The organism is Roseovarius sp. Pro17 (assembly GCF_035599575.1).
Taxonomy (GTDB): Bacteria; Pseudomonadota; Alphaproteobacteria; order Rhodobacterales; family Rhodobacteraceae; genus Roseovarius.
The window spans coordinates 4,161,346-4,179,982 of sequence record NZ_CP141179.1; the positions used below are offsets into that span (position 1 = coordinate 4,161,346).

Genomic DNA, 18,637 nt, shown 5'->3' on the forward strand with positions numbered 1-18,637 from the left:
AATGAGCCAAAGGCGAGCTGATGCAAACTGAATCGAAGGCGTCCTAAGCCATGTTACGTTCCCTGATCCTTGTGCTGTCATTGCTGACCGTCCTGCCCGTTTGGGCGGCGGAGGTCAGCGTGCTGCCGGGATCCGGGAGCCTTGCCAAAGCCATCGCCGGGGCCGACCCCGGCGATGTGCTGATCCTCGCGCCGGGCCGCCATGAAGGGCCGGTCGTCATTGACCGCCCGCTAACGGTGACTGGCGGTACCGATGCGATCATCGACGGGATGGGCGATGGCACTGTGGTTACCATCGACGCCGAGGATGTCACTATCAAAAACCTGACCGTGACCGGATCTGGGCTAAGCAGTCAGGATCTGGACGCCGGCATCAAGATACTCAAGAAAGCCGACCGTGCCGTGGTCGAAAATAACCGCGTCCTGGGCAACCTGCACGGTGTCGACGTGCATGGCGGGCATGATGCGCAGGTTCGCGGAAATGAAATCGAAGGCACTCGTAACCCGCGCATGAATGATCGCGGCAACGGTATCTATATCTGGAATTCACCGGGAACGCTGGTCGAGGGTAATTCGGTCCGCTGGGGGCGCGACGGTATCTTTTCGAACACGTCCCGCACCGGCATCTATCGCGACAATCTGTTCCGCGACCTGCGCTTTGCCGTGCATTACATGTATACCAACGATTCCGAGGTGTCGGGCAACGTGTCTATTGGCAATCATCTGGGCTATGCCATCATGTTCTCGAACAAGGTGATCGTGAAAGATAACCTGAGCCTTTCGGATATCAGCCATGGCGTGATGCTGAACTATGCCAACAATGCCGACGTGTCCGGCAATCTGGTGCGCGGCGGTGCGGATCGCTGCACGTTCATCTATAATGCCCACAAGAACCTGATCTATGATAACCGTTTCGAGGGGTGCAACATCGGCATCCATTTCACCGCCGGGTCCGAGCGTAACGTGCTGACTGGAAATGCTTTTATTGGCAACCGGACGCAGGTGAAATATGTCGGCACGCGTGATATCGAATGGAGCTTTGAGGGCAGGGGCAATTATTGGTCGGACCATCCCGGTTTCGACCTCGGGGGCGACGGTATCGCCGACAGCGCCTTTCGCCCGAACGACCTCATGGATCATATTCTCTGGTCGCAGCCTGCTGCCGCGCTGCTAACTGGCGCCCCTGCCGTTCAACTGATCCGTTGGGCGCAATCCAGCTTTCCGGCGACGCTGCCCGGAGGGGTGGTCGACAATGCCCCCCTGATGATCGCGCCCACAATTGCAGTTTCACCAGAATATACCGCCATGGAGGCCGAAGCGGTCGCCAGACGGGATGAAAGTAACCTAGATGACTTCGACGTTGACAATATCGCAACTCACTAAGGCGTTCGGCAGGACCCAAGCCCTTTCCGATGTCTCGCTCAGCGTGGCACCGGGTGAGCGCGTAGCGCTGCTTGGCCATAATGGCGCGGGAAAATCCACGTTGATGAAAATCATACTGGGTCTGATCGCGCCGGACAGTGGCCAAATTTCAGTGTGCGGCGCGGCTCCGGGAGACGTCGGCGTGCGTGCGCAAGTAGCATATCTGCCCGAAAACGCGACGTTCCACTCTGCTCTGACCGGGCTAGAGCAGATCAGCTATTATATGCGCCTGCGCAATGTGCATCCGTCCGGCGCTATGGAATTGCTCGACCGCGTTGGCCTTGCGTTCGCGGCCAAGCGACGGATCGGCACCTATTCAAAAGGCATGCGGCAGCGCGTGGGGCTTGCGCAGGCGCTGATTGGGCATCCCAGTCTGTTGGTTCTGGACGAGCCGACCAGTGGACTCGATCCCGTTTCGCGGCGCGATTTCTATGAGCTTCTGGATGCACTCGCTGCCGACGGTGCTGCGGTCCTCTTGTCAAGCCACGCCTTGACAGAGGTTGAGGCGCGCACGGACCGGTTGATGATCCTGTCTGGCGGACGCATGGTGGCCGAAGGGTCGCTGAACGAATTGCGGCGCGAGGCAGCATTACCGGTCGCGATTAACATTTCGGCGATCAACGGCTATGACGCAGACATTCAGACCGCGCTGCCCACCGCAATCCGGGTCGACGGCATGCTGCATTTGACCTGCGCGCAAGATGAAAAGCTGGCGACGCTGGCCCGCATCACGGCACTGCAAGATAAGGTCGCGGACCTCGATGTCATTCCACCCAGTCTGGAGGATATCTATAGTCATTTCAGCCGGAGGGATGGCCAATGATCGCCCGCATCCTTGCCACAGCCACGACCGAGATTCACATTGCGCGGCGAAACCGCTGGGTTCTGATTGCCGTGCTGCTGATGGTGGTCTTTTCACTGGTGCTCTCGGCGGCCGGTTCCGCTCCTACCGGCGCACTGGGCGCGGATCGGCTGTCAGTTGTTGTAGCCTCGCTGACCTCGCTGTCGGTCTATCTGGTGCCTTTGGTGGCGCTACTCATGTCCTTCGACGCCGTGGCAGGCGAAGTCGAGCGCGGCACGCTGCCGCTGCTTTTGACTTATCCTGTCGCCCGCTGGGAGGTGTTGGTCGGCAAGCTTCTGGCGCACACGGCCATCCTGATCGTGGCGATCCTCGCGGGCTATGGTGCCGCTGCGGCGATCACCATTGCCGTCGATCCCGCGGCAATGTCGGGTCTGAGCGCGCTCTGGCGGCTGACTTGGACGTCCACTTTACTGGGCGCGACCTTTCTGGGGATCGGCTATGCGCTGTCATCTCTGGCGCGCCGCGTCTCGGGAGCTGCGGGGTTGGCGATCGGGCTATGGTTGGGTTTGGTCGTGCTTTACGATCTGGGCTTGCTGGCGGCTGTCGTGGCCGACGATGGCGGCACCTTCACCACCAAGGTTTTTCCGATGGCTCTGCTCGCCAACCCGGCCGATGCATTCCGCCTGTTCAACCTGAGCGCAGCGCAAGCCACGGCTGCAGTCTCGGGCGTTGGAGGCGCGGCGACGACCATCGCGCAATGGCAATCGCTGGCGTCAATACTGCTTTGGCCGTTGATTGCGATCGGACTGGCTGCCTTGGCCTTTCGAAAGGTCGAGCCATGAGACCCGTGATTATTGCGCTGATGGTGCTGACGCTCGCAGGGTGCAAGGAAGAGGCTGTGCAAAACACCGCGCCCTTGCCGCTGAGTGAGGCCGCCATCGGGCATTATTGTCAGATGAACCTATTGGAGCATGAAGGCCCTAAAGCGCAGGTCCATTTGGCAGGATTGCCCGGCGCACCGCTGTTTTTCAGTCAGGTTCGCGATGCCCTAGCCTACATGCGCATGCCAGAGCAAAGCCACCAGATTCTAGCCATCTGGGTCAACGACATGGGCGCGCCGGGGGCCACCTGGGCCACGCCCGGCAGAACCAACTGGATCGCGGCAGACGATGCAATTTACGTCGTTGACGGGCACGTCGTGGGTGGGATGGGCGCGCCCGAAATCGTACCATTTACAGACCTGCAAACTGCAACCGAATTTACTCAGGAAAATGGCGGGCAGATCATGCGACTGGCCGAGATTCCAGACAGCGCCGTCTTGGCCCCCGTCGAACTGAACGGCGACAGCGGCAATGCAGATTTTGAAGATCGCCTGCGCAGCTTGTCGCGCAAAGTGGGAGAATAGAACCATGACCAACCGTCGCCGTTTTCTTGCCATCAGCGCCGCCGCAATTGCCCTTCCGGGAATGCTTCGTGCAAATTCCATGTACACTTGGCAAGGCATGGCCCTTGGTGCACAGGCCACTCTGCGTCTGTCGCATCCCGACGCCAAAGCAATCAGCATACGTGTCGCTGATGAAATCTCGCGGCTTGAGGATATTTTCAGCCTCTATCGCAAGGACAGCGCGCTGTCCCGGCTCAACCGGACCGCAAATTTGCAAGATCCACCGTTCGAATTGCTGGAATGCCTGTCATTAGCGGGGGCCGTTCATAGCGCCAGCGGCGGTCGGTTCGATCCAACAGTTCAGCCGCTTTGGGCCAGCTACGCTGAGGCGAGTTCAGAGGGTGCACTACCAGATGACCGTGCGCTTTCCAAAGCCCGCGCATTGACTGGTTGGGATGGCGTCACGCTGGATTCTTCTGGCATCACGATGCGACCGGGTATGGCACTGACCCTGAACGGGATAGCCCAAGGATACATCGCGGACCGCGTGGCAGATATGCTGAGCGCCGAGGGGCTAACGAACATCCTAATCAATACCGGCGAATTCCGCGCTCTTGGAACGCACCCCGACGGGAGTGCATGGCCCGTCAAACTTGCAGCCGGTGGAGAGGTGCCGCTTGCCACGCGCGCCCTCGCTACATCCGCACCTCTTGGCACAACGTTCGATGCGGACGCGCGGATAGGCCATATTCTCGACCCGCGCACAGGTTTGCCCGCTGAGGTGAACTGGCAAGAGATCTCAGTTTCTGCAGACTCTGCGGCCGTTGCCGATGCGCTTTCAACGGCCGCCTGCTTATTTGCTACCCGATCAGAAATCGGCGACTGCTTGTTTCAGTTCCACAGCGCCAAACTCGAAGCCGCCCTCGCGGCTTAACCTCTTGAAGGAATGCAGCATTGCTGAACTATGCGGTCGTCACGCTGTCCGTGATACCGACAGGAGTTTAGCGTGATAATGAGATCTTGCGCTCATCTTTTGTAAAGACATGAGCGCTAGCGTGTTTCTGGACTACAGAACGTAGTGAAGAGGAAGCGCTTTGATCAAACCGAACATGACGTGTCACGCTTTGGCGGATGACTCGCATCTTGAGCCCCCATTTTTCAAAGCGCTAGCTCAAAATAATTTTGGCGGCAGAATTGCCGCGATCAGCATACTGCTGGTTTTGGCAGATGCCGGGCACGCCGGGGTGTCGGCGACCTGCGATCACGCTGCACGCTATGCTTCGGACAAGACGGGCGTTCCTGTCTCGGTTCTGCGCGCAATTACGCGCAGCGAAACGGGCCAGACGCAGCGTGGCGAACTGCGCCCATGGCCTTGGACGGTTAATATGGAGGGCGTCGGCAAGTGGTTTTCTTCCCGTGATGACGCGCTGGGCTATGTCAGCGCAAAATACGACACAGGCGCCAGAAGTTTCGACGTTGGGTGTTTTCAGATCAATTATCGATGGCACGGGGAAAATTTCTCCTCAATCAATGAGATGTTCGATCCCGAGGCCAACGCGCTTTATGCAGCGAGGTTTCTGAAACGTCTTTATGCAGAAAAGAACGACTGGTCCGAGGCGGCGGGCGCCTATCATTCACGAACAAAGAAATACTCGACGCGCTATCGAAAGCGCTTTGATCGGATTCTCGCGTCAGATGCGATCCCTGTTGGTCCGTCCATTAGCCAAGGTGGAACGCGAGAGCCGACCATCGTGCAAACAGCGGCGCGGGCGTCCGGCACATCGCGAGAAAACAACTATCCATTCTTTCAAGACACCAAGGGCGCCCAGCGCTTTGGTTCGCTGGTACCCCTGACATCGGCCAGCGGATCCAAAGGCAGCCTTTTTGCGATGAGCGGAGGCTGATCGATGAAGCTGATTTCCATTCGAGATATCTTTCAGCCGACCGTCCTCCTGTCGCTGGCCTTGATGGCGATCATCGTTATGATGATCCTCCCTGTGCCTTCATGGATCCTGGATGTCGGTCTGGCCGCGTCGTTTGCTCTGGCGATACTCATTTTCACGGTCACGCTGTTCATCGAACGCCCACTTGATTTCTCTGCGTTTCCGACAATCCTGCTAGCCTCTCTGATGTTGCGACTTTCGCTGAATGTATCGTCCACCAAGCTGATCATCGGCCAAGGACATACCGGTACCAACGCGGCAGGCGACGTTATCGAGGGATTTGCGAGCTTCGTCATGGGCGGCAGCGTGTTCTTGGGCCTCGTCGTTTTCGGCGTGCTGTTGATTGTCAATTTCATGGTCATCAACAAAGGTGCGGCGCGTATGGCTGAGGTCGGCGCGAGGTTCGCGCTGGACGGAATGCCGGGCAAGCAAATGGCAATCGACAGCGACATGTCCGCAGGTGCAATCGACCACCGCGAGGCGCGAGAGCGGCGTGAGCGCGAACAGCTGGAGACAACGTTCTTCGGCTCACTCGACGGTGCGTCGAAATTCGTTAAGGGCGATGCCGTCGCGGGACTGCTGATCACCCTGCTCAACCTCGTTATGGGATTGATCATGGGCATCGTTGTGCATGACATGCCGCTCGGCACGGCCTTCGAGACTTATACGATCCTGACTGTGGGTGATGGTCTGGTCACACAGATCCCTGCGGTAATTATTTCGATCGCCACGGCCCTGTTGCTGGCCCGGGGGGGGGAGCACGGGTGCGACCGACCTCGCCCTTACTGCGCAACTTGGCCGTCATCCGGCGGCCATTGGCACGGTTGCCGTTCTGATGGTGCTGTTTGCGCTGGTGCCGGGCCTACCGTTCATCCCGTTTATCATTGGCGGAATAGTACTGGGCGTGATGGCGGTTTTCAGTCACAGAAATTCGAAAAAAGCGACCGACGTGGACGTGGCTGATGCACCACAAGAGCCACTGAAGGACAAGTCGCTTGGCGATATTCTCGAGCTTGACGATATCCATGTCGAATTCGCTCCGGATCTGGTGAATCTGGTATTGGATCCCGGGACGGGCCTTGATGCGCGGATTGTCAACATGCGCACGCATGTGGCCACCCACTATGGTCTGATTCTGCCGGAAATTCGGTTGACGGACGACCCGTCCCTGTCGGGCGGCAGCTACGTCATTCGTGTCCAAGGAGTCGAGCAGGGCCATGCTCAACTGCGGATTGATCAGGTTCTGTTGCTGGATCCGGCTAACGCCGCAGAACTCCCGCCCGGCGATACGGTGACCGAGCCTGTGTACGGTGCGCCGGCGCGTTGGATTTCGCAGCGTGATCAGGATAGCGTCGCGTTGTCTGGTGCGACGATCGTGGCGCCGACCGAGATTCTGGCGACTCACCTGCTGGAGGTGATCCGCCGTAACCTCAGCCGACTGCTGACGATGAAGGCGATGCGCAGATTGCTGGATGAGATGGTCAATCTCAGCGACCCCACACGCTCCGAGGCCAACCGCAAGCTGCTGGACGAGATGATCCCCGACCGCGTACCCGCCGATCTACTGCATGCTGTATTGCGTCTTTTGCTGGCTGAGCAGGTGTCGATCCGCAACATGCCGCTAATCATCGAAGCGACGGCGGAAGCGCGGCAGTTGTTCCAAGCGCCCGACGCTATCTGCGAGCATGTTCGCCAAAGGCTGGGGTTCCAACTGGTTGCGACTCTTCAGCGCGAGGACGGCACACTGCCGCTTATCCAGTTGGCACCGGAATGGGAGGATACATTTCAGACCTATCAGATCGACCAGGATCGGGGCAGGCTGGACGTGGCGCTACCGCCGGAACTGTTCAATGCCCTGACTGCGTCGGTTTCGGGCGAGGTGGCGCGCGCTGCCGACATGGGCATCTATCCTGCGATCGTGACTTCGACTGCACGCAGGCGGTTCCTGCGGACTGTTCTGGCAGCCAAGAATATCAGCAATCCAGTCCTGTCCTTCGAGGAAATCGGGGTCGAGGCGCAGCCGTCTCTCGTTGGCGTGGCGGCGGCGTGACAGGTCTGGCGCAACTTCTGCAGATCAGCCAAGAAATGCTTTGGCTTCATGCCACCGTATTTCTCAGAGTGGGGCCGATCATCGCATTGTTTCCGGGCTTTGGTGAGCGGTCGGTGCCGGTTCGGATCAAATTGGTGCTGACGCTGGCCTATACCGCGATCGTCGCGCCAGCCGTCGCCCCGGGTATAGCGGTGGGGGCATCTCCAGAGTTCAATTTTGGCTGGGTCATCGTGGCTGAAACTGCGGTCGGTCTTATGATCGGGATCGGGTTGCGCATGTTTTTGCTCGCGCTTCAAACTGCTGGGTCGATGGCGGCGCAGGCAACCTCTCTGTCGCAAATCCTCGGGTCGGCCGGTGCCACACCATTGCCGGCGATGGGTCACGTGCTGACGATGGGCGGCATCGCGTTGGCGATGATACTGCATCTGCATGTGCATGTGGCGGAAATGATCATCGCAACTTACGGCATGTTCCCGCTAGGTGAATTGCCTGATGCATCCGCCGCCTCCCAATGGGGGATCGCGCAGGTCGGGGGGGCATTTTCTCTGGCGTTCAGTCTGGCGGCGCCTTTTGTCCTGATATCGGTACTCTACAATCTCACGCTCGGGATCATAAACCGCGCAATGCCGCAGATGATGGTCGTCTTTGTCGGGGCGCCGGTCATCACGGCGGGCGGGATGATCCTGCTTTGCCTGCTAGCGCCGATTATGCTTGGGATCTGGGTTGCGGCCTTGCAGGGGTTTATCTTCAATCCGTTCGGCACGCGCTGATGTCCGGCCAGGAGGACGACAGTGACAAGACCCACGAACCGACCCAGCACAAGCTGGATGAGGCCCGCAAGAAAGGCGAGCTGGCCCGTTCGGCTGATCTGACAGCGGCGGCAGCGTATTGGGGATTTTTGATCACCGGGCTGGCCGCCGGCTCGCAGACGGTATCTTATGTTAGCACGCAGCTAATGGTGCTCATTGATCAAGCGGACGGGTTGTCGCGGTTGATGTTTTCTGGCCACGCGACTGCGCCAGTAGGCGGAATTATGGGTGGTATCTCGCTGGGGTTAGCTGCGTGGTTTATCGTGCCTGCCGGACTCGCGATGCTGGCATTGATCGCAACACGCACCATTGTCTTTTCGCCCAGCAAGCTGACCTTCAAGGCATCTCGCATCAACCCGATATCAAACGCCAAGAACAAGTATGGTCTGAGCGGTTTGTTCGAATTCTCCAAAAGCCTGGTAAAGTTGATCGTCTATTCCATCGTCTTGGGGCTTTTCCTGAAGTGGCGCCTCCCGGCTTTGCAAAGTGCGCTGTACTCGGAGCCGGGAGGCATCGGCGCGCTGCTCGGAAAGGTGCTGACCGAATTCATGCTGGTCGTCTGCATTGTCGCGCTCGCGATCGGCGCGCTTGATTTCCTGTGGCAGCATTTCGATCATCAGCGCAAGAACCGCATGTCACATCAGGACCTGCGCGATGAACACAAGCAGCAAGAGGGCGATCCGCACATGAAGAGCGAGCGTCGCGCCCGCGCTGCCCAGATTGCATCCGAGCAGATGATGGCCGATGTTCCTACCGCCGACGTTATTGTCGTGAACCCCACCCACTACGCAGTTGCTCTCAAATGGAGCCGTGCGCCGGGCGCGGCCCCCGAATGTGTGGCGAAGGGTGTCGATCATATGGCCCTAGCGATCCGCAAACTGGCGGCAGAACATGGCGTGCCGATACGGCACGATCCGCCAACGGCACGTGCGCTTTATGCGACGACCCGGATTGGCGACCAGATCGATCCTGATCAATACCGCGCCGTAGCTGCCGCCATCCGTTTTGCCGAAACTATCCGTCGCCGTGCCGGAGGCCGATCATGAGCGATCTTCTGCAGCTGAAGCAGGCAATGGATGCGCGCTATCAGGCTCAGCAAGCTGTGCTACGCGATCTGGCCCGTCAGGAAGGCGATCTGCGCCGGGCGCTTTCGGATCTGGACGATATGCGCCAAGGTGCGCGCGCGCTGCCCGACGATCAACTTGCCGCTCCGCGCGCCATCGGCGCTGATCTACTTTGGCAGGGATGGACCCAGCGTACGCGGCAGGAGTTGAACGTGCAGTTGGCGCAGGTTCTGGTGCGCAAGGCCGAGAAGATGTCCGCGCTGCGTCAGGCCTTCGGTCGGGCTGAGGCGGTATCGCAGTTGCTGGTCCAAGAAAAAACGGCCCGGCGCAAAGCTGCGCAGGACCGTGATCTACAAGTGGGTCAGCAGTTGGCACTGCTGAGAGCCGCTACATCTTCTGGCGGGTGATATCGGTAATTAGGACAGCCGTAACCGCTGGACCCAACACACCTTTGGCCACATTGAGAAACCCGCGCCGCAGCGCATCCAGCTTTTCCGTATCGGTAAAAGTGCCGCGAAATCCGCCCATGTTCGCGTGATCGAACATAACCTGCAGGAACTCGTCCCGCAGCTTTGGCTCGCGAAGATATACGGTCTCGGACTGACCGGACGCCACTTCAAGGCTGAGCGACATCACGATCAGAGCCTCGACGCTATCCTTTGCTACTATAGGTACGACAAATTGGTTGTTCAATTTTATGTATTCAAGCCCGCCATCGTGCGTCGAGTCAGCGCCATGACCATTGGTTGAATCGGAGCCAGGCGCATCCTGCGCCGCAGTGTCGTGACTAGCTTCGCTTGGACTAGCCGGCTTGGACTGCTCCGCGTCGCCAGGCACGGTGGCAGGGTTCGGGCGCAGGGCAAGGCCCGCACCCACGCCGCCACCTATGCCGACCAGCATGAACACGAGGGGTATCAGCTTTTTCATCTTGCGCCTTTCAAAACGGTAGCACCGCGTCCAGTATCTGCTGGCCGTAGCGTGGTTGCTGCATGTCGGTGATCTGGCCACGTCCGCCATAGGAAATACGGGCCGAGGCGATCTTGTCGTACGTGATCTCGTTCTGGCGAGAGATGTCTTCTGGGCGCACGTAACCGGTGACCAAAAGTTCGCGCATCTCGTAGTTCACGCGTACTTCCTGGCTGCCTTGGATCGACAGAACGCCATTTGGCAGCACCTGCATAATAGTCGCGGCGACGCGCAATGTCAGTTCCTCGCGGCGGCTGACCGATCCGTCACCGCCAGACTTGCTGGCCGAGTTAATCGACACTGCATCGGCCAGACTGGCGCCTTCGGGCAGTTTTTGACCCAAGCGCTGGGGCAGGCCAAACAGCTGGGAAACCCCAGACTTTCCGAGCCCGAGCCCGAGCGCGAGCGGGAGGACGAATTCGAAATCTCGGCCTCGTCGTCGATTTCTATGACAACGGTCAGGATATCGCCGCGCTTCATCGCGCGCCGATCACCAAGCAGCGATCGCTGCCCTGCCGCCCAAAGAGACGCCTGATCGGCGCTGCGGCGATAGGTAGTGGTGTCCGGCAGGCCGGGACTGAACATCGCGGCCTGCTCGGGCGAGTCTGCGATGGGCGAGAATTCGGGCGCCTTGCCGATATGGCCGGCGCGCCCGCAAGCGGCGACCCCAAGGATCAGACAAAAACTGGCGAGATATGGGCGCATGAGTGGGCCTCCTATTGGGATACGAAAACGCGGCCGTCGGGCTGGACTTGCCCGGAAACGGTAATTCGCGAGGACATGTTCATCACGCGCACCGTCTCTCCGGGACCGGCGCGCGACAGTGACCGCCCCTCGGCAGTGATACTGAGGCCGGAGCGGTCATAGATCAGCGCGATGATTTGATTGCGCTCGACCAAGGCGGGCGGGCCAACATCGCCGGGCCGGATGGGGCGTCCCGCGTATAGCGCGACGCGCGCCTCCTGACCCGCGATCAGCGCAGGATCCGAGATGGCGCCGATCACGTCGACATTTTTGACTACCAGATCCTGCGCAGTGATCAGGCTTTGTGCGCGGATCGTGCGCGCGGCCAGCACAGTGTCGGCGGCGGCGGGGGCGGCCATGAGGCAGCCTATCAGGGCGATGATCCGCATCAGCGCACCTGTACCGTTGCGCCGAGCATCTGATCGGCGGCTGAAATCACCTTGGAATTCAGCTCATACCCGCGCTGTGCCTCGATCAGTTCAGTCACTTCGCGGACCGGATCGACCGAACTATCCTCAAGATACCCTTGCCGCAGGGTGCCCAGCCCATCTTGCCCGGGCGTGGTGCTGAGCGCAGGGCCGGAGGCTTCGGTCTCGGTAAAGAGGTTGCTGCCGCGCGCCTCCAGCCCTTTGGGGTTGGTGAAATTGGCAAGGGTGAACTGGCCCAGTAACTGCGCCTCGGCGGTGTTCTGAAAATAGGCGTAGACTTCGCCCTCGCCGTTGATCGAAATACTGCGTGCGTCGTCGGGGATCACGATTTCAGGCGCGACCGGGAACCCGTCGGAAGTGACAATCACACCGTCCGCCGAGCGTTTCAGCGCCCCGTCGCGCGTATAGCCGATATCGCCGGAGGGTAGCTGCACCTCCAGATAGCCGTTGCCGTCAATGGCCACGTCGAGATCGCCATTCGTCGCCGAAAGAGAGCCCTGCGCGAGATGAACCGACACAGCGGCCGGCCGCACGCCAAGGCCCAGTTGAACCCCCGTCGGCAGAACCGTGCCGTCGGCGGCGCTGACGCTGCCCGGTCGGCTAAGCTGTTGATAATGCAGATCGGCGAACTCGGCGCGACGCGCATTGTAGCCTGTGGTCGACATGTTCGCGAGGTTGTTCGAGATCGTCTCGACCCGCATTTGTTGAGCCGCCATACCGGTGGCAGCGATTTTCAGGGCACGCATATGGTGTCTCCTATCTGGATTGAATAAAGGTCTGCATCGCGGTGCGGATGCGCTTGTTCTCGCTTTCGAGGAAGCTTTGGCCCATTTCGTAGGCGCGCTGGATCTCGATCATTCGGGCAACCTGGCCGATTGGATCGACATTGGCCCCCTCGAGAAAACCTTGCAGAATGCGCCCGTTCGGCGCGGGTTCGTAGCCCGCGTCCGAGCGAAACATGACGCCGTCCTCGCGGATGAGGCCGATGCGATCCAGTGGCTGGACCAGGCCCATCTGCGCCAGCGGGCGGCCATCATCGCTGATAGTGCCGTCCGGTGAGACGGCCAGATTGGCGGCATCCGGCGGAATGAAAACCGGCGCACCGCCTGCGTCGAGCACGCGGTAGCCATCATTCGTGACCATATCGCCCTCCGCCGAAACCGAAAAGCTGCCCGCGCGCGTCAGTCGCTCGCCAGCGGGCGTTTCGATCAGAAAGAATCCATCGCCCTCGACCGCGAAGTCCAGAGTGCCGCCGGTCTGTGTGATCGCCCCTTGCAGCATCGACGTGTTACGCACGTTCGCCGTGGCCATCGACAGGGACGGCCCGTCCTCCATGCGAATGATATGCTCGGCGAAGATCAGCCCTTCTTGCCGATAGCCGGTGGTCGCAGCGTTGGCGATATTGTTGGCGACCACCTGCATTTCGCGCATCAAGCCTGTTTGGCGCGTGAGGGTCGTATAGCCTGCATTTTCCATGGTCAGCCTCCTATGATCAGCGGTATCAGCCGGTCCTGAAAGAACGACACGAGCGTCGTGGTCATGAAGCCCATCGAGATCCAGAAGACGGCGATGATCGCCGCCAGCTTGGGAACGAACGTCAGCGTCATTTCCTGGATCGACGTGAGCGCCTGAAAGAGGCCCACGGTCAGACCCGCCAGCAGCGCGACGGTCAGGATCGGAATCGAGATGACGACGGCCACCCATAGTCCCTGCCGGAGCGTGTCGTAGAAAATCACTTCGTTATGCATTGGCTCAGACCGGCATACGCAGGATTTCCTGGTACGCCTCGACCACCTTGTCGCGGACGCTTACGGCCGTCTCGATCGCCAGTTCGGTCTGGGCGAGGGCTTGGACCAAAGCGTGTGGATCAGCGCCGCTAGTCATTGCGGCCGTTGCCGTGGCTTCGCTTTCTTGGAGGGTGGCTGCGAAATCGCGCACTAGATCGGTGGCGAGTTGGGCGGGGCCACCATTGGCGCCCGGTTCGGTCGCGGGACGGGCTGCGGCGTATTTACCGGCGGAGCTAAGGGCACTGAGTTCCATTCTGGAAGTCCTTTCAATTAGGGGGATAGTTAGGTTCGAGTCGAATCATCGGCGCAAAAGATCCATCAGGCTGGACGACATCTGCCGTGCCTGATCGAACATCTTGAGGTTCGCCTCATAGCTGCGCTGCGCCTCACGGGCGTCCGCAATCTCAATCACCAACTCGACGTTCGAACCGGAGTAATTGCCGGCCTCATCCGCCATCGGATGGGATGGGTCGTAAATCTGCTCCAACTCGCTTTGATCAAGATGGACGCGACCAGTCTCGACTGCGCCGGGCGTTTGCCCGTGCATCACCGTTTCGAAGGGCACGGTCTTGCGCCGATAGCCGGGCGTGTCGTTGTTCGCGATATTCTCGGACACGTGGCGCAGGCGCGCGGATTGCGCCCGCAGCCCTGACGAAGATAGCGATAGGGAGTCGGAAAAATCACTCATGACATATCTCCTTTAGCGGCGGCCGGTTGCGGCGCGCAGCACGGTGAGGGACGACTTGTAGATGGCCAGCGCGCGATCATGCTGGCGTTTGGTGTCGACGGCTTTGAGCATTTCGGTTTCAAGTGAGACGGAATTGCCATTGGGATCCGTCTGTCCGCGCGATGCATCGCGAATTTCGACCGCGTGCCCACCTGCCGATTCGCTCATGTGACCGGGCCGCGTGGTGCGTGGCGCGAATCCCGCATCATTGCGATACGTTTCGGCAAAAGGTGCGACATCACGCGCGGCATAGCCGGGCGTGTCTGCATTAGCCATGTTGCGCGCCAGTACGGACTGACGTGCGCCCGCATGCTGAGCCATCGCATGGGCCATGCGGAAAATCTGAAGCTTTTCGAACATTCCTCCACCTCTTTCGTGTCGTCTTCAACCTAGGATTAACCGTGATTCCTTTAGAAATTGTTTTCAGAAGATTTTTGGAGAGTTCGATGAGCACAAATGATCTGACCTGCCTTGGCGCAGAGATCGACAGGCTGAACGCGGTTCACGCAATCGGCCGCGTTGCCGCTGTCGCGGGCGCGACGCTGGAAATTGCAGGATTGTCCGGCGTTGCCAGACTGGGCGACCGGCTACGCGTTGTGCGCCGCGACGGCTCCGAGCTGTGGGGCGAGGTTCTGCAATTGGCGCAGAGCCATGTCGTCATGCTGCCCGACGATGCGCCGATCGGGGTGTCCTTGGGCGATCGCACGTCGCTGCGGGATGCGGGTGCGATCGCGCCTTCGAACTCGTGGATTGGACGTGTGATCGACCCGTTCGGCCAGCCCATTGACGGGCGCCCCCTGTTGCCTGGCACGCAGGAGCGGGCGCTGCGCGCCGACCCGCCCCCTCCGGCTCAGCGTCAGGCGTTGGGCGCTCGGCTTGAGACGGGAATGGCCGTATTCAACACGTTCCTGCCGATCGTGCGCGGTCAGCGAATCGGCCTTTTCGCGGGATCCGGCGTCGGAAAATCCAGTCTTTTGGGGCATCTGGGGCGCAACATGCAGGCTGATGTGGTCGTATTCGCAATGATCGGTGAGCGTGGGCGCGAGTTGCGCGATTTCATCGAGAACGTGCTGGGCCCGGAAGGCATGGCGCGATCAGTTATTGTGGCCGCGACCTCGGATCGCTCGCCGCTGGTGCGTCGTCGATGTGCGTGGACCGCGATGGCTGTCGCTGAGCATTTTCGCGATCAAGGTCTAGAGGTGCTGTTGCTGGCTGATTCGATCACACGCTTTGCCGAAGCGCATCGTGAGGTCGCGACTGCAGCAGGCGAGATGCCCAGCCTGCGCGGTTATCCCGCGTCGACCGCACACATGATCATGTCGCTGTGTGAGCGGGCGGGACCAGGCGTCGAAGGACAGGGCAGTATTACGGGCCTTTTCAGCGTTCTCGTGGCCGGATCCGATATGGACGAGCCGGTGGCAGATATTCTGCGTGGCGTGCTGGACGGCCATGTTGTGATGGACCGATCCATAGCCGAGCGGGGGCGCTACCCAGCGATAGACCTGCTGCGCTCAGTGTCGCGTAGCCTGCCGCGGGCCGCTTCGGATGAGGAAAACGATCTGCTGCGCCGGGCGCGCAAACTCATGGGGGCTTATGACCGTTCCGAAACGATGATTCGCGCAGGCCTCTACGCCAGCGGTAGCGACCCGGAGCTGGACATTGCGGTTCGGGCCTGGCCCGAGCTGGATCGATACCTAGGAGAGGATGAGCAAGGCAGCACAAAGAACAGCTTTGACCGCCTCGCATTGATCCTGCGCCGTGCGGAATCGACTCAAGCTGGTGGGCGCACCGCGTCACCACAGGCACCCCGCAAAGCGAACGAAGCGCCCGGCGCCGTTCCTGCCCGCACCGGGGCCTTTCGTACCGTCGGGGGACGTGTGCCCGCAATCCCTGCGCGCTGAGGGCTAGGCCGCGCCAATTCGCGGGCCGAGCTTTGGTAAACTTTGGAGACCGCGATGCTTGGATCCGCCGGACCGGGCGGCGTTAGAACCGCCTAGGTGCGGATTGCAAAAGCGTGAGTGCGATCGAACCGGAGGATTGCAGTGAGAAGGATTTGACCTGATCGCGCAGTAAAAAGCGCTCGATCAGCGCATCCTGAGCGTCCTCGTTGGCGAGATCGCGTAGATCGCCAAGTCCGAGTTGCCTGTTTGCACGGTCAGAAAACTCGGCGATTTGAGTATCTAGATCGGCCTGCGCAAAGCTGGCCGGCAGGCCAAGCGCCGTCTCGAACACCTGTCGCAGGGGCGGGTTGCCCATGATCTTGAGCCAGCGCGTCTCGTTCTTGCCATCAATGCTGGCGATTTCGGGCATGTTGCGCTTGGCATCCATTGCCAGTCGCATGCTCTGGTCCTGGTTCCCGACGGAGACCTCAAATTGCTGCCTGCGAAACTTGGCAACGATGTCGCGCGCCCAGCTTTTGCTGCCCGTGCGTGCGCCGCCGGTATTGCCGAAACCAAAGGCTTTGGCGAAGTCGCGATAACGCTCATCTGATAGCTTGGTCGCCAAGGCACCGGTGTCCTGCGTGCCGCCTTCGAGGATCTTCTGAACAAACGCCTTGCTGTTCAAATCGGCCTCGAGTCCGAATGCGCCGAGGGCGACCCGCATCAAGCGCCGATCCGAGACGAGATCCTCGGCAGTGTGTGCGTTTTTGATGTTCTTTTCAAAATACTCGGTGTCGCGGCTGATCTCGGGGCTTTTCGAAAAGGCGTCGGTTTGCTGGCCCAGCGTGCGGGACAGAAAACTCCAGCCGATCAGGCCGCCCGCCGGAACGATCGGCTGATAGGTCATTGCAGGCTGCGCGCCAACAGGCGGTCTTCGCGAGGGAGCAGACTGCGCAGCGCCTTTAGGCATTGGTAGAACTGCCCGTCGATTACGGCCTGTGTCGCTTGCGCCAGATGGGTGCGGCTGTCCGTGTCGATCAGGACCTGGCTGAGTTCTTCGATGTGTCGCAAAAGGGGCAGGCGCGCCTCTTCGGGAACGGCGTCACCCGACAAGACCAGCTGGGCCGAATAGCAAACGCGGCGTACCGGTGTCGTAGCCTCATGTGGATGAATCGCATCGCGCAGCCTGAGGATGTTGGCCTGCGGCGTTACGATGGAAAGTCGCGAGCGCTTGTCGCCATTCTCGACTACTGCGCCATTGATCAGGACGCGCTCCTTTGGGGCGAGTTTCAAAACCAGACCACTCATTTTGCATTACTCCCGTCGCGAAGACCGCGCATGATGGCGGTGTTGATCTCAATTAGGGGATCGGTTCCGGCCTGACGCGCCAGAACCTTGCGGCTGTGCTGGGTCGTGAACTCGGCCAGATAGAATATTCGCGCACGAAGATCCTTGGGAAGGGGGTTGTCACCATCGGCGACCTGAGTGGCGAACAGAGTCCATAGCTCGCGGTTTTCGTTCACGGCGCCAGCGAGTTCCACCATGCTGAACGGCTGTCTCTCGGCAGCTGACTTCAGTCGATGCGTGATGCGCGCGACGGCCTCGTATTCGGTGCCACGAGTCGTGCGGATCGGATGGTTGGTCTGTCCATAGGCGTTTTGCGCCTGGCGAATGGCATTCACGTGTTTGATCCTTCTGGAAATCTAAATCAGGGACGTTGGATCAGGGGTGCCGTGGGGGCACCCCTGACAAGTTTACCCGCGGAACAGCGACAGGAGCGCCTGCGGCGCCTGATTGGCGATCGACAGCGACTGTGTCGACAGCTGCTGTTGCACCTGAAGGGCCTGCAGACGGGCCGAAGTCTCTTCCATATCGGCGTCGACAAGGGCGCCGATGCCCGACTTCATTGCGTCCGTCAATTTTGAGACGAAGTCACCCTGGTCGGAGATACGCTTGGCCGAGGCACCCAATGCCGCCGCGCCGTTTACTGCGGTCTGGATATGGGCTTCGATCAGAGCGATGGAATTGTCGGCGTCGCCTGAGGTAGAAACGTCGATATCACTGAGATCTAGAGCAGTCTCGAAATCGGCGCTTGCCACAGTAATATCAGCACGCGTGACACCTGAGGAGCCGCTGCGGTCGATTGACGACGTGACGGTAAGGTTGGTGGCGCCGTTACCGTCGACATCCGCCTTGAGCAGGTTCGTGCCGTTGAACTGCGATGCCTCGATGATGCCGTTAACCTGCGCGGTCATCTCGGCGATTTCCGCAGTAATCTTGGCGTGATCGACGTTTTCACCTGTGGCCGTGACGATACGTTCCTTGATATCCTTGAGGATATCGGTGATCTGTTCGGCCCCGGCCGAGGCGACGGCCACGGTCGACTCGCCCAGAGCCAAAGATTTCGACACGGCCTTGAAGCCGCTTACGTCGGATTCCATCACCTTGGAGATCGCCCAGATCGCCGAGTTATCCTTGGCCTTGCCGATTTCCTTGCCGGTCGAGATCATATCCTGCGTCTTGGACAGGTTGTTGTTGACCGATTTCAGGGTTTGCAATGCAACCATTGCGCTATTGTTGGTCAGAATTCTGGACATAGCATTTTCCTTTGGCTTGTGGCGCTTTGCGCCAA

General features: G+C 59.9%; 23 protein-coding genes and 2 pseudogenes. 12 read left to right on the forward strand and 13 right to left on the reverse strand.

The features are described from left to right. Window positions 1-50 precede the first annotated feature (50 nt). The 11 genes and pseudogenes from U3654_RS20055 (at window position 51) to U3654_RS20100 (ending at window position 9,880) form a co-directional block, all read left to right on the forward strand. Window positions 51-1,382, forward strand: a complete 1,332-nt coding sequence (locus U3654_RS20055; RefSeq protein WP_324753291.1) for a nitrous oxide reductase family maturation protein NosD — start codon at window positions 51-53, stop codon at window positions 1,380-1,382. Next, window positions 1,348-2,244: an ABC transporter ATP-binding protein gene (locus tag U3654_RS20060; RefSeq protein ID WP_324753292.1), complete on the forward strand. Its 897-nt coding sequence runs from the start codon at window positions 1,348-1,350 to the stop codon at window positions 2,242-2,244. The genes U3654_RS20055 and U3654_RS20060 overlap by 35 nt, the downstream gene beginning before the upstream one ends. Beyond that, the gene (locus U3654_RS20065; protein WP_324753293.1) at window positions 2,241-3,065 is read left to right on the forward strand and encodes an ABC transporter permease; all 825 of its coding nucleotides are present in this window, start codon (window positions 2,241-2,243) and stop codon (window positions 3,063-3,065) included. The genes U3654_RS20060 and U3654_RS20065 overlap by 4 nt, the downstream gene beginning before the upstream one ends. Next, on the forward strand, window positions 3,062-3,628 hold the full coding sequence (locus U3654_RS20070; RefSeq protein WP_324753294.1) for a nitrous oxide reductase accessory protein NosL: 567 nt from the start codon (window positions 3,062-3,064) through the stop codon (window positions 3,626-3,628). The genes U3654_RS20065 and U3654_RS20070 overlap by 4 nt, the downstream gene beginning before the upstream one ends. A 4-nt stretch (window positions 3,629-3,632) precedes the next feature. Next, window positions 3,633-4,541 (forward strand): FAD:protein FMN transferase, encoded by a 909-nt coding sequence (locus tag U3654_RS20075; protein WP_324753295.1) that lies wholly within the window; start codon window positions 3,633-3,635, stop codon window positions 4,539-4,541. Window positions 4,542-4,992: 451 nt separating this feature from the next. Further along, the gene (locus U3654_RS20080; RefSeq protein WP_324753296.1) at window positions 4,993-5,511 is read left to right on the forward strand and encodes a transglycosylase SLT domain-containing protein; all 519 of its coding nucleotides are present in this window, start codon (window positions 4,993-4,995) and stop codon (window positions 5,509-5,511) included. 81 nt (window positions 5,512-5,592) lie between these two features. Then, window positions 5,593-6,246, forward strand: a pseudogene (locus U3654_RS20535) (FHIPEP family type III secretion protein); the annotation flags it as partial. Between the two features lie 118 nt (window positions 6,247-6,364). Continuing rightward, the gene (locus tag U3654_RS20540) at window positions 6,365-7,600 is read left to right on the forward strand and encodes an FHIPEP family type III secretion protein (RefSeq protein ID WP_416384610.1); all 1,236 of its coding nucleotides are present in this window, start codon (window positions 6,365-6,367) and stop codon (window positions 7,598-7,600) included. A gap of 35 nt (window positions 7,601-7,635) precedes the next feature. Continuing rightward, on the forward strand, window positions 7,636-8,370 hold the full coding sequence (locus U3654_RS20090) for a flagellar biosynthetic protein FliR (RefSeq protein WP_324753297.1): 735 nt from the start codon (window positions 7,636-7,638) through the stop codon (window positions 8,368-8,370). Then, a complete protein-coding gene (locus U3654_RS20095; protein ID WP_324753298.1) occupies window positions 8,370-9,455 on the forward strand; it encodes a flagellar type III secretion system protein FlhB in 1,086 nt (361 codons plus the stop codon). Before U3654_RS20090 ends, U3654_RS20095 begins: the two co-directional genes overlap by 1 nt. Further along, entirely contained in the window at window positions 9,452-9,880 is a 429-nt protein-coding gene (locus U3654_RS20100) for a hypothetical protein (protein ID WP_324753299.1), read from the forward strand. Before U3654_RS20095 ends, U3654_RS20100 begins: the two co-directional genes overlap by 4 nt. Here U3654_RS20100 and U3654_RS20105 read toward each other — a convergent pair. The 9 genes and pseudogenes from U3654_RS20105 to U3654_RS20145 form a co-directional block, all read right to left on the reverse strand. Next, the gene (locus U3654_RS20105) at window positions 9,861-10,400 is read right to left on the reverse strand and encodes a flagellar basal body-associated FliL family protein (RefSeq protein ID WP_324753300.1); all 540 of its coding nucleotides are present in this window, start codon (window positions 10,398-10,400) and stop codon (window positions 9,861-9,863) included. The two genes, U3654_RS20100 and U3654_RS20105, sit on opposite strands and share 20 nt — an antisense overlap. Before the next feature lie 10 nt (window positions 10,401-10,410). Continuing rightward, window positions 10,411-11,144, reverse strand: a pseudogene (flgH, locus tag U3654_RS20110) (flagellar basal body L-ring protein FlgH). An 11-nt stretch (window positions 11,145-11,155) separates the two neighbouring features. After that, on the reverse strand, window positions 11,156-11,572 hold the full coding sequence (gene flgA / locus U3654_RS20115) for a flagellar basal body P-ring formation chaperone FlgA (RefSeq protein ID WP_324753301.1): 417 nt from the start codon (window positions 11,570-11,572) through the stop codon (window positions 11,156-11,158). Beyond that, on the reverse strand, window positions 11,572-12,357 hold the full coding sequence (gene flgG / locus U3654_RS20120) for a flagellar basal-body rod protein FlgG (RefSeq protein WP_324753302.1): 786 nt from the start codon (window positions 12,355-12,357) through the stop codon (window positions 11,572-11,574). The genes flgA and flgG overlap by 1 nt, the downstream gene beginning before the upstream one ends. Before the next feature lie 10 nt (window positions 12,358-12,367). Then, window positions 12,368-13,087 carry a flagellar hook-basal body complex protein gene (locus tag U3654_RS20125; RefSeq protein ID WP_324753303.1) on the reverse strand — a complete coding sequence of 240 codons (720 nt, stop codon included), beginning with the start codon at window positions 13,085-13,087 and terminating at the stop codon, window positions 12,368-12,370. Between the two features lie 2 nt (window positions 13,088-13,089). Further along, window positions 13,090-13,359: a flagellar biosynthetic protein FliQ gene (locus tag U3654_RS20130; RefSeq protein WP_324753304.1), complete on the reverse strand. Its 270-nt coding sequence runs from the start codon at window positions 13,357-13,359 to the stop codon at window positions 13,090-13,092. Window positions 13,360-13,363: 4 nt separating this feature from the next. Continuing rightward, complete coding sequence (gene fliE, locus U3654_RS20135; RefSeq protein ID WP_324753305.1) at window positions 13,364-13,651, reverse strand: flagellar hook-basal body complex protein FliE; 288 nt, start codon at window positions 13,649-13,651, stop codon at window positions 13,364-13,366. 45 nt (window positions 13,652-13,696) lie between these two features. Beyond that, window positions 13,697-14,086 (reverse strand): flagellar basal body rod protein FlgC, encoded by a 390-nt coding sequence (flgC, locus tag U3654_RS20140; RefSeq protein ID WP_324753306.1) that lies wholly within the window; start codon window positions 14,084-14,086, stop codon window positions 13,697-13,699. A 12-nt stretch (window positions 14,087-14,098) separates the two neighbouring features. After that, complete coding sequence (locus U3654_RS20145) at window positions 14,099-14,485, reverse strand: FlgB family protein (RefSeq protein ID WP_324753307.1); 387 nt, start codon at window positions 14,483-14,485, stop codon at window positions 14,099-14,101. Between the two features lie 86 nt (window positions 14,486-14,571). On the opposite strand from U3654_RS20145, the gene U3654_RS20150 reads away from it, so the two are divergent. Further along, window positions 14,572-16,026, forward strand: coding sequence for a FliI/YscN family ATPase (locus U3654_RS20150; RefSeq protein WP_324753308.1), 1,455 nt, complete (start codon window positions 14,572-14,574; stop codon window positions 16,024-16,026). Window positions 16,027-16,108: 82 nt separating this feature from the next. Here the strand turns inward: U3654_RS20150 and U3654_RS20155 are convergent, their stop codons facing one another. The 4 genes from U3654_RS20155 to U3654_RS20170 all read right to left on the reverse strand — a co-directional run bounded on the left by U3654_RS20155 (window position 16,109) and on the right by U3654_RS20170 (window position 18,602). After that, window positions 16,109-16,912, reverse strand: coding sequence for a DUF1217 domain-containing protein (locus tag U3654_RS20155; protein ID WP_324753309.1), 804 nt, complete (start codon window positions 16,910-16,912; stop codon window positions 16,109-16,111). Beyond that, on the reverse strand, window positions 16,909-17,313 hold the full coding sequence (gene flbT, locus U3654_RS20160; RefSeq protein ID WP_324753310.1) for a flagellar biosynthesis repressor FlbT: 405 nt from the start codon (window positions 17,311-17,313) through the stop codon (window positions 16,909-16,911). The genes U3654_RS20155 and flbT overlap by 4 nt, the downstream gene beginning before the upstream one ends. Then, on the reverse strand, window positions 17,310-17,687 hold the full coding sequence (gene flaF, locus U3654_RS20165; RefSeq protein WP_324753311.1) for a flagellar biosynthesis regulator FlaF: 378 nt from the start codon (window positions 17,685-17,687) through the stop codon (window positions 17,310-17,312). The genes flbT and flaF overlap by 4 nt, the downstream gene beginning before the upstream one ends. 72 nt (window positions 17,688-17,759) lie before the next feature. Continuing rightward, a complete protein-coding gene (locus U3654_RS20170; RefSeq protein ID WP_324753312.1) occupies window positions 17,760-18,602 on the reverse strand; it encodes a flagellin in 843 nt (280 codons plus the stop codon). Between the last annotated feature and the right edge of the window lie 35 nt (window positions 18,603-18,637).

Coding starts and splice junctions, on each gene's coding strand:
- U3654_RS20055 (WP_324753291.1), top strand. CDS start 51: ATGTTACGTTCCCTGATCCTTGTGCTGTCATTGCTGACCGTCCTGCCC.
- U3654_RS20060 (WP_324753292.1), top strand. CDS start 1,348: ATGACTTCGACGTTGACAATATCGCAACTCACTAAGGCGTTCGGCAGG.
- U3654_RS20065 (WP_324753293.1), top strand. CDS start 2,241: ATGATCGCCCGCATCCTTGCCACAGCCACGACCGAGATTCACATTGCG.
- U3654_RS20070 (WP_324753294.1), top strand. CDS start 3,062: ATGAGACCCGTGATTATTGCGCTGATGGTGCTGACGCTCGCAGGGTGC.
- U3654_RS20075 (WP_324753295.1), top strand. CDS start 3,633: ATGACCAACCGTCGCCGTTTTCTTGCCATCAGCGCCGCCGCAATTGCC.
- U3654_RS20080 (WP_324753296.1), top strand. CDS start 4,993: ATGGAGGGCGTCGGCAAGTGGTTTTCTTCCCGTGATGACGCGCTGGGC.
- U3654_RS20090 (WP_324753297.1), top strand. CDS start 7,636: ATGCTTTGGCTTCATGCCACCGTATTTCTCAGAGTGGGGCCGATCATC.
- U3654_RS20095 (WP_324753298.1), top strand. CDS start 8,370: ATGTCCGGCCAGGAGGACGACAGTGACAAGACCCACGAACCGACCCAG.
- U3654_RS20100 (WP_324753299.1), top strand. CDS start 9,452: ATGAGCGATCTTCTGCAGCTGAAGCAGGCAATGGATGCGCGCTATCAG.
- U3654_RS20105 (WP_324753300.1), bottom strand. CDS start 10,400: ATGAAAAAGCTGATACCCCTCGTGTTCATGCTGGTCGGCATAGGTGGC.
- flgA (WP_324753301.1), bottom strand. CDS start 11,572: ATGCGGATCATCGCCCTGATAGGCTGCCTCATGGCCGCCCCCGCCGCC.
- flgG (WP_324753302.1), bottom strand. CDS start 12,357: ATGCGTGCCCTGAAAATCGCTGCCACCGGTATGGCGGCTCAACAAATG.
- U3654_RS20125 (WP_324753303.1), bottom strand. CDS start 13,087: ATGGAAAATGCAGGCTATACGACCCTCACGCGCCAAACAGGCTTGATG.
- U3654_RS20130 (WP_324753304.1), bottom strand. CDS start 13,359: ATGCATAACGAAGTGATTTTCTACGACACGCTCCGGCAGGGACTATGG.
- fliE (WP_324753305.1), bottom strand. CDS start 13,651: ATGGAACTCAGTGCCCTTAGCTCCGCCGGTAAATACGCCGCAGCCCGT.
- flgC (WP_324753306.1), bottom strand. CDS start 14,086: ATGAGTGATTTTTCCGACTCCCTATCGCTATCTTCGTCAGGGCTGCGG.
- U3654_RS20145 (WP_324753307.1), bottom strand. CDS start 14,485: ATGTTCGAAAAGCTTCAGATTTTCCGCATGGCCCATGCGATGGCTCAG.
- U3654_RS20150 (WP_324753308.1), top strand. CDS start 14,572: ATGAGCACAAATGATCTGACCTGCCTTGGCGCAGAGATCGACAGGCTG.
- U3654_RS20155 (WP_324753309.1), bottom strand. CDS start 16,912: ATGACCTATCAGCCGATCGTTCCGGCGGGCGGCCTGATCGGCTGGAGT.
- flbT (WP_324753310.1), bottom strand. CDS start 17,313: ATGAGTGGTCTGGTTTTGAAACTCGCCCCAAAGGAGCGCGTCCTGATC.
- U3654_RS20170 (WP_324753312.1), bottom strand. CDS start 18,602: ATGTCCAGAATTCTGACCAACAATAGCGCAATGGTTGCATTGCAAACC.